This window comes from Piscinibacter defluvii, assembly GCF_004011805.1.
GTDB classification, from domain to species: Bacteria; Pseudomonadota; Gammaproteobacteria; order Burkholderiales; family Burkholderiaceae_C; genus Piscinibacter; species Piscinibacter defluvii.
On record NZ_ML137197.1, the window covers coordinates 133880 to 151355 of the forward strand.

The following is a 17476-nucleotide window of genomic DNA, read 5'->3' on the forward strand; positions in this document are numbered from 1 at the left end:
AGCCCACGCATGGCCCAGATCCGTGTCCAGAACCTGCACAAGGCCTTCGCCGATTTCGTGGCGGTGAAGGACTCGAGCTTCACCGTCGAGGACGGCGAGTTCTTCTGCCTGCTCGGCCCCTCGGGCTGCGGCAAGACGACCACGCTGCGCATGATCGCCGGGCTCGAGCTGCCGACCTCCGGCCAGATCTTCCTCGGCGACGAGGACGTCACCTTCAAGCGTGCCTCGCACCGCGACATCGCCTTCGTGTTCCAGCTGTTCGCGCTCTACCCGCACCTGAACGTGCGGAGGAACATCGCCTTCCCGCTGGTCTCGCAGGGGCTGCCGCGAGAGCAGATCGCCGCCAAGGTGGCCGAGGCGGCGCGCACCTTGCGCATCGAGCACCTGCTGGACAAGCCGGTCTCGGGCCTCTCGAGCGGCGACCGCCAGCGCGTCGCGCTCGGCCGCGCCATCGTGCGCCAGCCGCTCGCCTTCATGATGGACGAGCCGCTCGGCGCGCTCGACTCCGAGTTCCGCGAGCTGATGTGCCAGGAGCTGCGCGCGCTGCACGACCGGCTGCACGCCACCACCGTCTACGTCACGCACGACCAGCTCGAGGCGATGGCGATGGCCGACACCATCGCGATCATGAACCAGGGCGTGATCGAGCAGCTCGGCGCGCCGCAGGAGGTGTACGACCGGCCGGCGAGCGTGTTCGTGGCCGACTTCATCGGCTCGCCGGCGATGAACTTCCTGCCCCTGCCCGGCGGCTACGCAGCCGGCGCGGCGCAGCTGCGGCTGGGCGGCACGCTGCTGCCGGTGCCCGAGCTGCGCGAGGACGCGCCGGGCGCCGAGCTGCTGCTGGGCGTGCGGCCCGAGCACCTGCGCTTCAGCGCGGAGTCCGCGCTGCGCGCCGAGGTGCTGGGCACCGAGTACCTCGGCACCAGCCAGGTCGTCACCTGCCGCACCGCCCAGGGCACGACGCTGCGGGCACGCATCGGCACCGACATCCCGACGCAGCGCGGCGACCATGTCGGCCTCGCGTTCGAGACCGCGCAGCTCTCGCTGTTCGACGCCGCCAGCGGCCGCGCGCTGCGCACCGTGCGGCACGAGCGCGCCGCGCCGGCCCGCGCCCCGCGCCCGGTGCATGCCGGAGCCGCCCATGGCTGAACTAAGCCTGCAGGGCCTGGACAAGCGCTTCGGCGAGGTGCAGGCGGTGCATGGACTCTCGCTCGAGGTGGCGTCGGGCGAGTTCATCGTGCTGCTCGGACCGAGCGGCGCCGGCAAGACGACCACGCTGCGCCTGGTGGCGGGGCTGGAGACGCCCGATGCCGGCCAGGTGCACATCGGCGGCCACGACGTCACCCGCCTGGCGCCGGCGCTGCGCGACGTCACCTTCGTCTTCCAGCAGTACTCGCTCTACCCGCACCTGAACGTCTACGACAACCTGGCCTTCCCGCTGCGCTCGCCGCTGCGCCGCACGCCGGAGGCGCAGATCCGCCGCAAGGTCACCGAGGTGGCCACGCTGCTGCGCATCGCCGACAAGCTGGACAACCCCGCCACCCGGCTCTCCGGCGGCCAGATGCAGCGTGTGGCGATCGGCCGCGCGCTGGTGCGCGAGCCGGCCGTCACGCTGATGGACGAGCCGCTCTCCTCGCTCGACGCCAAGCTGCGCAACGACCTGCGCCTGGAGCTCAAGCGCATCCAGCAGGACCTGGGCGCGACCCTGCTCTACGTCACGCACGACCAGACCGAGGCGATGACGCTGGCCGACCGCATCGGCGTGCTCGACCACGGCGCGCTGGTGCAGGTGGGAACGCCGCGCGAGATCTACCAGAACCCGGTCAGCGCGTACGTCGCGGCGCGGCTGGGCAGCCCGCGCATCAACCTGCTGCCGCGTGCGGCCGCAGGCTCGCTGCCGGCGCCGGCCGCGGCCGCCACGATCGGCGTGCGGCCGGACGGCGCCACCCTGGCACCGGCCAACGGTCACGACCGCGGCCACGCGCAGGCGCTGGTGCGGCGCGTCGAGCATCTGGGCGACCAGACACACGTCTACGTCGCGCTCGGCGGCGCGGCCAGCGACGTGGAGCTCGTCACGCTGTGCGGCGACACGAGTGGGCTGGAGCCCGGCCGCGCGGTCTCGGTCGATTTCCGCGCGCCGCTGTTCTTCGACGCGGCGGGCCGGCGCATCCACGGAGCCCCCTGATGGACCTTCCCAAGATCATCCAGGCCTGCACCCAGACCCTCGTAGACCATGTCGAGGAACTCACCGACCTCGATTCGGCCATCGGCGACGGCGACCACGGCCTGAACATGAAACGCGGCGCCCTGGCCATCCAGGGCAAGCTGCCGGAGCTCGAGGCGAAGTCGCTCAACGACGCGCTCAAGACCATGGGCATGACCTGCATGTCCACCGTCGGCGGCTCGTCGGGCCCGGTGTTCGGCACCCTGCTGGTGACGCTCGGCAAGGAGCTTCCGGCCGACCCGAACGCGGCCGATGTGGCACGGGCGCTGGCCGCCGGCATCGCCGCGCTGTCGCGGCTGGGCAAGGTGGAGGTCGGGCAGAAGACGCTGCTGGACGTGCTCGACCCGGTGCAGAAGGTACTGGCGGCCGGCGGCGGCGACATCGTCGACCGCGTGCGCCGGTGTGCGCTCGACAGCGCGCAGGCCACCGCGCAGATGGACGCGATCAAGGGCCGCGCCTCCTTCCTCGGCGAACGCGCCCTCGGCCATGTCGACCCCGGGTCGCGCTCGATGGCATTGATCATCGCCGCGCTCTGCGACACCCTCTGATCGAACACGAGGACGAACCATGAAGAAGCTCATCAACGACGTCGAGACCGTGCTGGCCGAGGGTCTGGACGGCTTTGCCGCGGCCCACGCCGACATCGTGCTGCTCGGCGCCGAGCGCCAGTTCGTGCGCCGCCGCAACACCAAGCCCGGCAAGGTGGCGCTGATCTCCGGCGGCGGCTCGGGCCACGAGCCGCTGCACGCCGGCTTCGTCGGCCACGGCATGCTCGATGCCGCCTGCCCCGGCCAGGTGTTCACCTCGCCGACGCCCGACCAGATGCTCGCCGCCGCGCAGTCGGTGGAAAGCGGCGCCGGCGTGCTGTTCATCGTCAAGAACTACAGCGGCGACATGATGAACTTCCAGATGGCCGCCGAGATGCTGGACCAGGAGAACGCCACCGTGATCGTCAACGACGACGTGGCGGTCGAGAACTCGACCTACACCACCGGGCGGCGCGGCGTGGCCGGCACGCTGATCGTCGAGAAGATCGTCGGCGCCGCGGCCGAGCGCGGCGACGGCCTGGCGGCGCTCAAGGCGCTGGGCGACAGCGTCAACAAGTCCACCGCGTCGATGGGCGTGGCGCTGACCTCCTGCACCGTGCCGGCGGCCGGCAAGCCGACCTTTCAGATCGGCATCGACGAGATGGAACTCGGCGTCGGCATCCACGGCGAGCCGGGCCGCAAGCGCGTCAAGCTCACGAGCGCCGACGACATCGCCGCCGAGCTGACCGGCGCGATCCTGCGCGACCTCTCGCTCAATCCCGGCCAGGAGGTCGTGCTGCTGGTCAACGGCTTCGGCGGCACGCCGCTGCTCGAGCTCTACGTGATGGTGCATGCGGCACGCAAGGTGCTGCAAGGCGCCGGCGTGCGCGTGGCACGCCACCTGACCGGCTCCTACGTGACCTCGCTCGAGATGGCCGGCTGCTCGATCACCGTCAGCGCCGTCGACGCGGGCAGCCTCGCGCTGTGGGACGCGCCGGTGCACACCGCGGCGTTGCGCTGGGGAATGTGATCCGGCCCGGCCCGACGCTCACTTCACGTACAGCACGCGCATCCCGAGCAGCCTGCCGTCGGGGCGATCGAGCACGTTCACGGTCGCCTGCCTGGGGCGGAAGCCCTCGGGCAGCGGCACGTTGCCGCCCACGGCCTCGAGCCGGCCCACCGACACGGCCGTCGGCTTCAGGCTGACGTTGGTCGCCGTGCCGCTGGCGCCTTCGCCGGCCACGACGATCTGCACCACCGCCGGCATCGGCTTGGCGCCCTTGTCGCGGAACAGCAGCACGTCGTAGTCCAGCTTGCCGCCCTGGGCCGTGAACTGCGCGGCGCGCACCTCGACCGTGCCGCCGCGCGGGTCGGGCGGCAGCGCGCCGGCCACGAAATCGAGGCTGGTGCGCAGCCGCTCCACCGTCTGCCGGCTGGTGGCGAGTTCGGCGGCATTGGTCTTGGCCTCGGTCAGCGCGGCCTCGAGCTTCTTCGTGGTGGCCGCCAGGTCGGCGCGCAGCTGGGTGCGCTCGGCGTCGGCCTGGGTGTAGGCCTGCTGCAGCTCCACCGAGGCCGCGGCCGAGAGCCGCTTGGGCAGGTGGTTCTCCTGCAGGTAGACCAGGCCGCCGGCGCCGGTGGCCACGCCGAGAAGCAGCAGCACCAGCCAGCGCGGAATGCGCAGGCGCGAGCGGCGATGGCCGTAGCGGTCGAGTACGACGGGTTTGTTTCGTCCGAACATGCGCGGAAGTCAGCTTGTCTGAGGGCAATCCGCGAGCGTACTCCCCCCGCTCACACAAGCTGAAACATCCGACGCAAACGACTACGCCAGGGCCTGGGCCAGCGCCGAGAAGGTGTTGCTGCGCAGCTCCTCCTCGATCGCATGGCCGAGCGCACGCTCGACCCGGTTGGCCGAGAACAGGCCGCGGATCACCGGCTCGCCCTTCGCGCCCGGCTCGACCACGATCAGGTAGCGCTGCGCGGTGGCGCGGAAGGTGGCGACGATGTCGCCGACGCGTGCGCGCGGCAGCGCGGCGGCATCGACCACGGCCCAGTCGGCCACCGCCGTCATCACGTCGGCCACGCTCAGCTCGCCGTACTCGACCCCGCGCCGCGTGGCCGCCTGCAGCGCGCGCTCGCCCTGCAGGTCGGCGGCGGTCACGAGCCCGATGACGCCGCCCGCGGCGTCGAACACGAAGGCCATGCGCACGCCCGCGTGCTGCATCAGGCGGCGTGCGTCCTCCAGCGGCTCCTCCACCGGCACGACGACGCTGGAGGCGATGCGCAGGTCGGTGAGCACCGCGCTGGCGGGATCGTCGAAGCCGACGTGGGCCTCGGCATGCACCAGGGCGAGCGGCGCCTCGAGGATGGAACGGACCTGGAGCGCGTGGTAGTGGGGCATGGCACCTCCGTGAACAAGCGGACGCCTTGCGACCGTGGCAGCGGTTTACTCCTGTGCCGACGCGACCGCAAGAAGGTTTAGCGAGCAACAGGGTTTCGTCGCCGGGGTCTATGGTTCGGCCGTTCGATGCTTCGACGACGAGGGCAGGATGAGGACCTTGATCCGCGATTGCATGGTCTGGGACGGCAGCGGCGCCGCGCCCTTCCCCGCCGAGGTGCTGGTCGAGGGCGAACGCATCGTGCGCGTGGGCCGCGGCGTGACGCCCGACGGCGACGACGTGCGCGTGATCGACGCCGCCGGCATGACCCTGATGCCGGGGCTGGTGGAGGGCCATGCCCACCTCTCCTTCTGCGGCGCGCAGCGCAACACCGACCTGGGCGACATCCCGCCCGAGGAACACGTGATCGAGACGCTGCACAACGCGCGCACGCTGCTCGATGCCGGCTTCACCAGCGCCTACAGCGCGGCCAGCGCCAAGCTGCGCCTGGACGTGGTGGTACGCAACGAGGTGAACTCCGGCCGCAGCCCGGGCCCGCGCATCCGCGCCGCGAGTCCGGAGATCACCGTCACCGGCGGGCTGGGCGACGAGAACCGCCTGCACATGAACCGCTCCAGCTTCGGCATCGTGGCCGACGGTCCCGAGGCCATCGTGCAGGCCGTGCGCACCTGCATCCGCGAGGGCGTGGACAACATCAAGCTGAACATCTCCGGCGACGACTTCGTGCCCGCCAAGGGCGGCATGACGGTGATGCGCGAGACCGAGGTGCGCGCCGCCTGCGAGGTGGCGCACGACTTCGGCCGGCGCGTGGCCTCGCACTCGCGCGCCGGCAACGCCGTGAAGCGCGCGGTGCAGTGCGGGGTGGACGTGATCTACCACTGCGAGATGGCCGACGGCGAGGCGCTCGACCTGCTCGAGGCCGCCCGCGACCGCCTGTTCGTCGGCCCGGCGATCGGGCTGATCCACAACACGCTGCACGAGGCCGAGCCCTGGGGCATCACGAAGGCCGTGGCGCACGACCTCGGCATGGAGCGCTGCCTGGAGAACTCGCAGCGCACCTACGAGCAGATGCGCAAGCGCGGCATCCGCGTCGTGATCGGCGGCGACTACGGCTTCGCCTGGACGCCACAGGGCACCAACGCACGCGACATCGAGCACTTCGTCCGGCTGTTCGGCTACACGCCCTCCGAGGCGCTGCAATGCGCCACGCGCATCGGCGGCGAGCTGATGGGCCTGCCGGTGGGCCAGGTGCGCGAGGGCTTGCTGGCCGACCTGCTGCTGGTCGACGGCGACCCGCTGCAGGACGTGCGCCTGTTGCAGGACCGCTCCAGGCTGCGCCTGATCATGAAGGGCGGCGCCGTGCACAAGGACAGCGTCGCCGAAGCCCGCCCGGCCGTGCGCCGCGCCGCCTGACGGGCTGCCGACGCGCGCGGGGGCGGCTCAGTCGCCGCGTTCGTTGTCGACGAAGTCCAGGCGCTGGCGCGCCGCGTTGATGGTCAGCGCGTTCCAGCGTCGCTGCTGGCCGGGGCTGGCGGCCCAGTCGCTGCCGAACAGCGCGGGGCCCTGCTGCACCATCAGCAGCGCGATCTGCGCCGAGGGCACATGGCCGGCGTCGGCGAGCCGGGCGAAGCGCGCGTAGGCGCCGGCGTAGCGCTGGCCACGGAAGGCTTCCAGTGCCTGCCGGTAGCTGGCCTGCTCGGTGCCGGTCAGCGCCACGGGATGCAGGGTCTGGGCACACAGCGCGCCGGCGACGAGCGTCAGGCCGCACAGCGCGGCCCGCAGGGTGGGATGCATGGGTCGTCCTCGGGAAGGGCGAGAGCGGATCTCTCTCGCCCCACTCCACGCAGGCGCGGCCCGCAGGCGGACAGTCGCCGCCGTCAGGGCAGCAGCACGCTGCAGCCGGTGGTCTGGCGCGCCTCGAGGTCGCGGTGCGCCTGCGCCGCCTCGGCCAGGGCGTAGCGCCGCGTCACGGGGATCTTGACGGCGCCGCTGGCCACCACGGCGAAGAGCTCGTCGGCCATCGCCTGCGTCGTCTCGGGCGAGACGATGTGACTGAACAGGGTGGGCCGCGTCACGTACAGCGAGCCCTTGGCCAGCGTCGCGAGCTCGATCGCGGGCGGCTTGCCCGACGAGGCGCCGAAGCAGGCCGCCAGGCCGAACGGGCGCAGGCATTCGAGCGAACGCGCGAAGGTGTCCTTGCCGACCGAGTCGTACACCACCTTGACCTTCTGGCCGCCGGTGATCTCGTCGACGCGGCGCACGAAGTCCTCGCTGCGGTAGTTGATCGCATGGCTGGCCCCGTTCTCGAGCGCGAGCGCGCATTTCTCGTCGCTGCCAGCGGTGCCGATCAGCTTCAGGCCGAGCGCCCGGGCCCATTGGCAGGCGATCAGGCCCACGCCGCCGGCCGCGGCATGGAACAGCACGAAGTCGCCCGGCTGCAGACCGCCGACCGGCAGCGTCTTGCGCAGCAGGTATTGCACGGTGAGCCCCTTGAGCATCATGGCGGCGCCGGTATCGAAATCGATCGATTCCGGCAGCCGCACCACCGTGCGCGCCGGCATCACGCGCAGGGTGCTGTACGAACCCGGGACGTTGGATGCATAGGCCGCGCGGTCGCCCGGCTTCAGGTGCGTGACACCCTCGCCCACCGCCTCGACGATGCCGGCCCCCTCGGCCCCCAGCGCCAGCGGCAACGGATTCGGGTAGACGCCGCTGCGGTGGTAGACGTCGATGAAGTTGATGCCGCTGGCCGCGTGCCGGATGCGGATCTCGCCCGGGCCGGGCTCGCCGACGCTCACCTCGTCGAGCGTCATGTTCTCGGGGCCGCCGAAGGCGGCAACACGGATCACGCGGGCGGTCTGGGTCATCGGGTCTCCTGATGGTTTTCAGCACCATTCTGCCGCGCCGCGTGTACCCCCTGGCTTAGGGGGTCATGCCTCCCTGACCGGTCGACTTGTCACGCGCCGAACGTTACAAGCCGTGTCAGAGCGGCGAACGGGCCGGCGGCACGAAGAGGCTGCGACCGTCTCTGTCTGGACGCGGTGTGGGCCACCCGGGCGAGTCTGCGGGTGCGAATCTGATCGGCACACCAGAGACTGGAGGGACAACCATGGCTTATCTGTCGGTCGACCATGTGGTGGTCGGTGAAGGTTCGCAATTCGTCGACATCGTCGTGAGACTTGTCGATCCGGGAACGGAGACTGTCTCCGTCAACTTCGCGACGCAGAACGGCACCGCCGCCAGCGGCACGGATTTCGTTGGCCGCAGCGGTACGCTGACCTTCTTGCCCGGCGTGACCACCCAGGTCGTGCGCATCGAGATCGGCGGCGGCGCTTCCAACGAAGGCTTCGAGTCCTTCTACCTCAACTTCAGCGGCGCCCTCAACGCCACGCTCGCGCAGTCCAGCGTGCAGATCGGCATCGTCGACAATCAACCGGTGGTGGCCACGCCCGGGCTGGTCGTGCGCGACGTCGTGGTCGACGAGAAGGCCGGCAGCGCCAGTTTCGTCGTCATGCTCGGCGGCCCCAACGGGCAGTCCTCCAGCAGCCCGGTCAGCGTCAGCTACAGCACCGCCAACGGCAGCGCCAGTGCCGGCAGCGACTACAGCGCCACCAGCGGCACGCTGACCTTCGAGCCGGGCGAGTCGGCCAGGACCATCACCGTCGACATCGCCGACGACGGCAGCCCCGAGGGCTTCGAGCGCTTCTTCCTCAACCTGAGCAACGCCACCGGCGCCACCATCCTGGACGGCCAGGGCGCGGCGATCATCGGCGCCAGCGACGCTGCCGCGGTCGCGCAGCCGCGCATCTCGGTGTCGGACATGGTCGTCGGCGAGGGCATCGGCTACGTGGACGTGGTCGTCAGCCTGAGCGCGCCGGGGTTGAGCCCGGTCTCGGTCAACTACGCCACCGCCAACGCCACCGCCAACGCCGGCACCGACTTCGTGGGCCGCTCCGGCACGCTGAACTTCGCCGCCGGCGAGACCACCAAGGTCGTGCGCATCGAGATCGGCGGCAGCGGCTCGAACGAAGGCTTCGAAACCTTCTATCTCAACCTCAGCGGCGCCACCAACGCCACCATCTCCCAGGCCACCGCGCAGATCGGCATCGTCGACAACGAGCCGGTGGTGGGCACACCCGGGCTGGTCGTGCGCGACGTCGTGGTCGACGAGAAGGCCGGCAGCGCCAGTTTCGTCGTCATGCTCGGCGGCCCCAACGGGCAGTCCTCCAGCAGCCCGGTCAGCGTCAGCTACAGCACCGCCAACGGCAGCGCCAGTGCCGGCAGCGACTACAGCGCCACCAGCGGCACGCTGACCTTCGAGCCGGGCGAGTCGGCCAAGACCATCACCGTCGACATTGCCGACGACGGCAACCCCGAAGGCTTCGAGCGCATCAACTTCACGCTCAGCAACGCGATCGGCGCGACGATCGTCGATGGTCGCGCGGTCGCCGAGATTGGCGCCAGCGATGCAGCCACAGTGGCCACCCCGGGCATCAGCGCGACCGACACCGTGGTCGGCGAGGGCGACGGCCACGTGGACATCGTGGTCAGCCTGAGCGCCCCGAGCACGGCGCCGGTGTCGGTCAACTACGCCACCACCAATGCCGGCGCCGCCAGTGGCACCGACTTCCTCGGCCGCAACGGCACGATCGTGTTCGCCGCCGGCGAGACCACCAAGGTCGTGCGCATCGAGATCGGCGACGGCTCGACGTCCGAGAACCTGGAGACCTTCAACTTCGTGCTGTCCGGAGCCAACGGCGCCACCATCGCCAAGCCGACCACCACGGTCAGCATCGTCGACAACGACAAGGCCGGCGTGATCGTGTACAGCCACGGCCGCAGCAACGACATCTACACCGTCGTGGCAGCGAGCGACGTGATCGTCGAGAACGTCGGTGGCGGCATCGACATGGCGAACTCCTCGGTCAGCTATGCGCTCGGCGCCAATGTCGAGAACCTGACCTTGACCGGCGGCAACGCGATCAACGGAACCGGCAACACGCTGAACAACGCCATCACCGGCAACTCGGCTGGCAACACCTTGGACGGCGGCGCGGGCAACGACACGCTCGACGGCGGCCTGGGCGTCGACACGATGATCGGCGCTGCGGGCAACGACAGCTTCGTCGTCGAAGACGCCGGCGACATCGTGACGGAGGCTGCCGGCGGCGGCACCGACACGGTGCTGAGCAGCCGCAGCTACACGCTGGGCGCGAATCTCGAGAACCTGACACTGACCGGCATCAGTGCCGTCAATGGCACCGGCAATGCCCTGAACAACCGGCTGACGGGCAACACCGCCAGCAACGTGCTGAACGGCGGCGTCGGCAACGACACCCTGGCCGGTGGTGCCGGCAACGACAGCTACGTCGTCGACGCAGCCGGCGATGTGGTGAGCGAGGCCGCCGGCGCGGGCTCCGATACGGTGCGGAGCGCGCTGGCCTACACACTGGGCGCGAACCTGGAGCGCCTGATCTTGACGGGCAGCGCTGCGGTCAACGGCACCGGCAACGGGCTGGCCAATACCCTGACGGGCAACGGCGCCGCCAACGCCCTCAGCGGCGGCAGCGGCAATGACACCCTCAGCGGCGCGGCCGGCAACGACAGCCTGAACGGCGGCGCGGGCAGCGACCAGCTGACCGGCGGCACCGGCAACGACATCTTCCTGTTCAACAGCCTGTCCGGCTTCGACACGGTCAAAGACTTCGACACCGTGACCGATTCGCTGCGCTTCAGCATGGCGAGCATCCGCATCGGCGACGGCGACACGCTGGTCGAGGGCAGCGCGGTACGTGCGGCACCCGGCGGTTTCTCGGCCAATGCGGAACTGGTCATCTTCACGAGCAACATCGGCGGCGCGATCGACGCCACCGCGGCGGCCCTGCAGATCGGGGCCGCGACCGGTGGCTTCGCCTCCGGCGCCGACCGCCTGTTCGTGGTCGACAACGGCACACAGACCGGCGTCTTCCGGTTCCATTCATCGGGCGTCGACGCAACGGTCACGGCCGCCGAGCTGACGCAACTGGCGCTCATCGAGGGCACGATGACGAACGTCTCGGACTACCTCTTCGGAGCCTGAACACCCGGTCGGCACGGCGGCGAATGGGCCCTCGGGCCCATGGCGGGCGCGCGACACCCTGACTCTGCCACGCGCACCCCCTGGCTTAGGGGGGCCTGTCTCCCTGACCTGTCGACTTGTCACGCGCCGAACGATACAAGTGGCGTCACAAGAACAAGCGTGTCGCGGACCGGGAGGAGGCCCGCGGACACGCCTCGGGACGCCGCGTGGGCTGCCCGGCCGAGGCCGGGCCCGGATTCATCCATTCACCCCCGGTGCGAGAGGTAAGCCATGCCGTCCCTGTCCGTAGATCATGTGGTCGTCAGCGAGGCTGACGGCTTTGTCGACATCGTCATCCGCCTGACCGATGGAGGGGCCCAGCCCATCTCGGTCAACTATGCGTTCGGCAATATCACGGCGGTCAACGGCGGCGGCAGTCCCGACTACTCGGTGACGAGTTCCGGGACGCTGACCTTCGACGTCGGCGTGACGACGCAGACCATCCGGGTCAACCTGTCGGACAACGCTGCCGTCGAGGCCTTCGAGTCGTTCCGGCTCAGCCTCAGCGGCGCGACCAACGGCGCGCTGATCTCCAACACCGATGCCGTCATCGGCATCGTCGACAACGAGGCGGGCACCGGAACGCCCGGCCTGAGCGTGCGCGACGTCGTCGTCGACGAGAAGGCCGGCACCGCGACCTTCGTCGTCCTGCTCGGCGGCCCGGCCGGACAGGCCTCTGGCGGCACGGTCACGGTCGACTACGAGACCTACCCCGGCACCGCCAGCGCCGGGTCCGACTACACGACCACCAGCGGTACCCTCACGTTCGAGGCAGGCCAGACTGTCAAAACCGTCACCGTCAGCATCAACAACGACAACACGCCCGAGGGCGCCGAACGCTTCTTCCTCGACCTCGACAACGTCACCGGCGGCGCCGTCATCCTCGACAGCCGCGGCGTCGGCACCATCGGTGCCAACGACGCCACCCCGGTGGCCAAGACCCGCATCACGATCAGCGACGCCATCGTCAGCGAGAGCGACGGCTATGTCGACATCGTCGTCAGCCTCAGCGCACCGGCCCAAGCCCCCGTCTCGGTCAGCTACTACACCGCCAACTCCACCGCCATCTCCGGCGGTGGCGCGCCCGACTACTTCGGGTACGGAGGCACCAACACGCTGAACTTCGCCGTAGGCGAGACGACCAAGGTCGTCCGCGTCGAGCTCGCGGACGACATCACCGTCGAAGGCTACGAGAACTTCTACTTCATCCTCCATTCGGCCTCGGCCAACGCCGACATCGTGAAGGAGTACGCCACCATCGGCATCGTCGACGACGACAACACCGTCGACGCCCCGAGCATCGTCGTGCGTGACGCGGTGGTCGACGAGAAGGCCGGCACCGCGACCTTCGTCATCATGCTCGGCGGGCCCAGCGGCCAGTCGTCCAACAGCACCGTCACCGTCGACTACCAGACCACCGCCGGCACCGCCGCTGCCGGCACGGACTACGCCACCACCTCCGGCACCCTCACCTTCGCCGCCGGCGAGAGCGTCAAGACGGTCACCGTCGACATCAACGACGACAACACACCCGAGGGCGCCGAGCGCTTCTTCCTCGACCTGGATACCCCCACCGGCGGCGCCGTCATTCTCGACAGCCGCGGCGTGGCCACCATCGGCGCCAGCGACGCCACCTCGGTGTCCAAGACCCGAATCACCGTCAGCGACGCGATCGTCAGCGAGAACGACGGCTACGTCGACATCGTCGTCAGCCTCAGCGCACCGGCGCAGGCGCCGGTCACCGTCAACTACTACACCAGCAACTCCACCGCCATCTCCGGCGGCGGCGCGCCCGACTACTACGGCGTGAACACCAACCTGCTGAACTTCGCCGTCGGCGAGACCACCAAGGTCGTCCGCATCGAGCTCGAGGACAGCCTGGACACCGACGTCGAGGGCTTCGAGAACTTCTACTTCGTTCTCTACTCGGCGTCTGCCAACGCCGACATCGTGAAGGACTACGCCAACATCGGCATCGTCGACGACGACAACACCGTCGATGCCCCGATCATCGTCGTGCGCGACGCGGTGGTCGACGAGAAGGCCGGTACCGCGACCTTCGTCGTCATGCTCGGCGGGCCCAACGGCCAGTCCTCCAACAGCACCGTCACCGTCGACTACGGGACGACCGCCGGCACTGCCACTGCCGGCGCCGACTACGCCACCACCTCCGGCACCCTCACCTTCGCCGCCGGCGAGAGCGTCAAGACCGTCACCGTCGACATCGCCGACGACAACACACCCGAAGGCGCCGAGCGCTTCTTCCTTGATCTGGACACCGCCACCGGCGGCGCCCTCATCCTCGACAGCCGAGGGGTGGCCACCATCGGCGCCAGCGACGCCACCCAGGTGTCCAAGACCCGCATCTCCGTCAGCGACGCCATCGTCAGCGAGAGCGACGGCTACATCGACGTGGTCGTCAGCCTCAGCGCGCCGGCGCAGGCGCCGGTCACGGTCAGCTACTACACCGACAACTCCACCGCCATCTCCGGCGGCGGCTCGCCCGACTACTTCGGCAGCAACTCGCACGTGCTGAATTTCGCCGTCGGCGAGACCACCAAGGTCGTCCGCTTCGAGCTCGAGGACAGCCTCGACACCGACGTCGAGGGCTACGAGAACTTCTACTTCGTTCTGCATTCCGCTTCGGCCAATGCCGACATCGTCAAGGACTACGCCAACATCGGCATCGTCGACGACGACAACACCGTCGACAACCCGATCGTGATCGTGCGCGATGCAGTGGTCGACGAGAAGGCCGGCACCGCCACCTTCGTCGTCATGCTCGGCGGGCCCAACGGGCAATCCTCCAACAGCACCGTCACGGTCGATTACCGGACGACCAACGGAACCGCCACCGCCGGCACCGACTACACCGCCATCCTGGACGGCACGCTCACCTTCGCCGCCGGCGAGAGCGTCAAGACCGTCACCGTCGACATCAACGACGACGGCGCGACCGAGGGCGCCGAACGCTTCTTCCTCGACCTGGACACCGCCACCGGCGGCGCCGTCATCCTCGACAGCCGCGGCGTGGCCACCATCGGCGCCAGCGACGGCACCCAGGTCTCCAAGACCCGCATCTCCGTCAGCGACGCCATCGTCAGCGAGAGCGACGGCTACATCGACGTGGTCGTCAGCCTCAGCGCGCCGGCGCAGGCGCCGGTCACGGTCAGCTACTACACGTCCAACTCCACCGCCGTCTCCGGCGGCGGCGCACCCGACTACTTCGGCGCCAACTCCCACGTGCTGAACTTCGCCGTCGGCGAGACCACCAAGGTCGTCCGCTTCGAGATCGAGGACAGCCTGAACACCGACATCGAGAACTACGAGAACTTCTACTTCATCCTCCATTCAGCCTCGGCCAACGCCGACATCGTCAAGGACTACGCCAACATCGGCATCGTCGACGACGACAACACCGTCGACAACCCGATCGTTGTCGTGCGCGATGCAGTGGTCGACGAGAAGGCCGGCACCGCCACCTTCGTCGTCATGCTCGGCGGGCCCAACGGCCAGTCCTCCAACAACACCGTCACCGTCGACTACGACACCACCACCGCCGGCACCGCGACCGCCGGCAGCGACTTCACTGCCACCTCGGGCACGCTCACGTTCGCCGCCGGCGAGACCGTCAAGACGGTCACCGTCGATATCCGGGACGACGCCACGACAGAAGGGCGTGAGCGCGTCAACCTGGTCCTCAGCGACGCGACCGGCGGCGCACTCATCGTCGACGCCAATGGGGTGGCCGAGATCGGCGCCAGCGATGCCGGCGGCGGGTTGCCGCCGACGATCTCCGTGGCCGATGCCACCGTGGCCGAGGGCGACGGCTACATCGACGTGGTCGTCAGCCTCAGCGCGCCGGCGCAGACCCCTGTGACGGTGAACTACTACACCAGCAACTCCACCGCCGTCTCCGGCGGTGGCGCGCCCGACTACTGGGGCCCCGGCACCCACACCCTGAACTTCGCCGCGGGCGAGACCACGAAGGTCGTCCGCATCGAGATCGAGGACGACTTCAACCCCGAGAACATCGAGAGCTTCAACTTCAACCTGATCACGCCCAGCGGCGCGACCATCGCCAAGGCCGTCGGGGTGATCAACATCGTCGACGACGACAACCCGGGCGTCAACGTGTACAGCTACGGCCGCAGCGACGACGTCTACACCGTCGCCTCGAATACCGACGTGCTGGTCGAAAACGCCGGCGGCGGCACGGACCTGGTCCGCTCCTCGATCACCTACACGCTCCGTGACAACCTCGAGAACCTCACGCTGACCGGCAGCGCCGGGATCAGCGGAATCGGCAACACGCTCAACAACGTGCTGACCGGCAACTCCGGCAATAACCGCCTCAACGGCGACAGCGGCAACGACACACTCGACGGGCGGGGCGGCGCCGACACGATGACCGGCGGCGCCGGCAACGACAACTTCCTCGTCGACAACGCCGGCGACATCGTCGTCGAGGCAGCGGGCGGCGGCACTGACACCGTGCTGTCGAACCGCACCTACACGTTGCTGGCCAACCTCGAGAACCTGACGCTGACGGGCAGCAGTGCGATCAACGGCACCGGCAACACGCTGAACAACGTGCTGACCGGCAACGGCGCGAACAACTCGCTCAACGGCGGCAGCGGCAACGACACGCTCATCGGCGGCCTCGGTGCCGACACGATGATCGGCGGCGCCGGCAATGACCTGATGGTGGTCGACAACGCCGGCGACGTCGTCACCGAGGCAGCCGCCGGCGGTACCGACACCGTGCAGATCAACCGCAGCTACACGCTGCTGGCCAACTTCGAGAACCTCACGCTGACGGGCAGCAGCGCGATCAACGGCACCGGCAACGCGCTGAACAACGTGCTGACCGGCAACGGCGCGAACAACTCGCTCAACGGCGGCAGCGGCAACGACACGCTCATCGGCGGCCTCGGCGCCGACACGATGATCGGCGGCGCCGGCAACGACCTGATGGTGGTCGACAACGCCGGCGACGTCGTCACCGAGGCGGCCGCCGGTGGCACCGACACCGTGCAGTCGAGCCGCAGCTACAGCCTGCTGGCCAACTTCGAGAACCTCACGCTGACGGGCAGCAGCGCGATCAACGGCACCGGCAACACGCTGAACAACGTGCTGACCGGCAACGGCGCGAGGAACTCGCTCAACGGCGGCAGCGGCAACGACACCCTCAACGGCGGCCTCGGCGCCGACACGATGATCGGCGGCACCGGCAACGACACCTTCTTGGTCGACAACGTCGGCGATGTCGTCACCGAGGCGGCCGCCGGCGGCACCGACACCGTGCAGGTCAACCGCACCTACACGCTGCTGGCCAACCTCGAGAACCTCACGCTGACGGGCAGCAGCGCGATCAACGGCACCGGCAACACGCTGAACAACGTGCTGACCGGCAACGGCGCGAACAACGTGCTGAACGGGGGAACCGGCAACGACACGATGATCGGCGGGGCGGGCAACGACACCTACGTCGTCAACGTGCTGACGGACGTGGTGACTGAAGCGACGGGTGGTGGCACGGACACGGTGCAGTCCGGACTGAGCTACACGCTGGGCCTGAATGTCGAGCGCCTGACACTGACCGGCAGCAGCGCCGTCAACGGCACCGGCAACTCGCTGAACAACCTGCTGACCGGCAACAGCGCGAACAACTCGCTCAACGGTAGTACCGGCAACGACACCCTCAATGGCGGCGCCGGCAACGACACGATGATCGGCGGCGCGGGCAACGACGCCCTGACGGGCGGGCTCGGCAACGACACCTTCCACTTCACCAGCCTGGCGGGAAGCGATGCGGTAACGGACTTCAACTCGGTCAACGACACCTTCCGGTTCAGCCAGGCCACCATCAGGATCGGTGACGGCGACACGGTGGTCGACAATGGCCAGACACGCAGCAACTTCGCCCCGCATGCCGCTTCGGCCGAAGTCGTGGTGGTGACCGACGGGCAGGTCTTCGGCACCATCGACGCCGGATCCGCTGCCGCTGTGATCGGCTCCGCAAGCAGCAACTATGCCGTCGGCGCGACGCGTCTGTTCGTGGTGGACAATGGCGCCCAGACGGGCATCTTCCTGTTCACCTCGTCCGGCGCCAACGCCCTGGTCAGCGCCTCGGAGCTGACACAGATCGCGCTGGTGGACGGATCGCTGACCAGCCTGTCCGACTACACCTTCGGAGCCTGAGCCTCGA

Annotated in this window: 11 protein-coding genes; 7 read left to right on the forward strand and 4 right to left on the reverse strand. The window is 69.3% G+C overall.

The window, feature by feature from the left end:
• Positions 1-9: 9 nt before the first annotated feature.
• From D9C15_RS04450 to dhaK, 4 genes are read left to right on the forward strand one after another with little or no spacing between them, the layout of a single operon-like run.
• A complete protein-coding gene (locus tag D9C15_RS04450; RefSeq protein ID WP_127996237.1) occupies positions 10-1149 on the forward strand; it encodes an ABC transporter ATP-binding protein in 1140 nt (379 codons plus the stop codon).
• A complete protein-coding gene (locus D9C15_RS04455; RefSeq protein ID WP_127996238.1) occupies positions 1142-2185 on the forward strand; it encodes an ABC transporter ATP-binding protein in 1044 nt (347 codons plus the stop codon). The genes D9C15_RS04450 and D9C15_RS04455 overlap by 8 nt, the downstream gene beginning before the upstream one ends.
• Positions 2185-2772 carry a dihydroxyacetone kinase subunit DhaL gene (dhaL, locus tag D9C15_RS04460; RefSeq protein WP_127996239.1) on the forward strand — a complete coding sequence of 196 codons (588 nt, stop codon included), beginning with the start codon at positions 2185-2187 and terminating at the stop codon, positions 2770-2772. The genes D9C15_RS04455 and dhaL overlap by 1 nt, the downstream gene beginning before the upstream one ends.
• A gap of 19 nt (positions 2773-2791) precedes the next feature.
• Positions 2792-3781 carry a dihydroxyacetone kinase subunit DhaK gene (dhaK, locus tag D9C15_RS04465; protein WP_127996240.1) on the forward strand — a complete coding sequence of 330 codons (990 nt, stop codon included), beginning with the start codon at positions 2792-2794 and terminating at the stop codon, positions 3779-3781.
• 18 nt (positions 3782-3799) lie between these two features.
• Here dhaK and D9C15_RS04470 read toward each other — a convergent pair whose 3' ends face one another.
• Both D9C15_RS04470 and D9C15_RS04475 read right to left on the reverse strand, forming a co-directional pair.
• Positions 3800-4489 (reverse strand): hypothetical protein, encoded by a 690-nt coding sequence (locus D9C15_RS04470; protein ID WP_127996241.1) that lies wholly within the window; start codon positions 4487-4489, stop codon positions 3800-3802.
• Between the two features lie 81 nt (positions 4490-4570).
• A complete protein-coding gene (locus D9C15_RS04475) occupies positions 4571-5149 on the reverse strand; it encodes a CBS domain-containing protein (protein ID WP_127996242.1) in 579 nt (192 codons plus the stop codon).
• Positions 5150-5297: 148 nt separating this feature from the next.
• On the opposite strand from D9C15_RS04475, the gene D9C15_RS04480 reads away from it, so the two are divergent.
• The gene (locus D9C15_RS04480) at positions 5298-6560 is read left to right on the forward strand and encodes a metal-dependent hydrolase family protein (RefSeq protein ID WP_127996243.1); all 1263 of its coding nucleotides are present in this window, start codon (positions 5298-5300) and stop codon (positions 6558-6560) included.
• A 27-nt stretch (positions 6561-6587) separates the two neighbouring features.
• Here D9C15_RS04480 and D9C15_RS04485 read toward each other — a convergent pair whose 3' ends face one another.
• Together D9C15_RS04485 and D9C15_RS04490 are read right to left on the reverse strand one after the other, a co-directional pair.
• Positions 6588-6941, reverse strand: a complete 354-nt coding sequence (locus D9C15_RS04485) for a hypothetical protein (protein WP_127996244.1) — start codon at positions 6939-6941, stop codon at positions 6588-6590.
• Positions 6942-7024: 83 nt separating this feature from the next.
• Positions 7025-8014: a quinone oxidoreductase family protein gene (locus D9C15_RS04490; RefSeq protein ID WP_127996245.1), complete on the reverse strand. Its 990-nt coding sequence runs from the start codon at positions 8012-8014 to the stop codon at positions 7025-7027.
• A gap of 242 nt (positions 8015-8256) precedes the next feature.
• Between D9C15_RS04490 and D9C15_RS04495 the strand changes: the two genes are divergently transcribed.
• Positions 8257-11226 carry a Calx-beta domain-containing protein gene (locus D9C15_RS04495; RefSeq protein ID WP_127996246.1) on the forward strand — a complete coding sequence of 990 codons (2970 nt, stop codon included), beginning with the start codon at positions 8257-8259 and terminating at the stop codon, positions 11224-11226.
• Positions 11227-11496: 270 nt separating this feature from the next.
• Positions 11497-17469: a Calx-beta domain-containing protein gene (locus tag D9C15_RS04500; RefSeq protein ID WP_127996247.1), complete on the forward strand. Its 5973-nt coding sequence runs from the start codon at positions 11497-11499 to the stop codon at positions 17467-17469.
• The last annotated feature ends 7 nt before the right edge of the window (positions 17470-17476 follow it).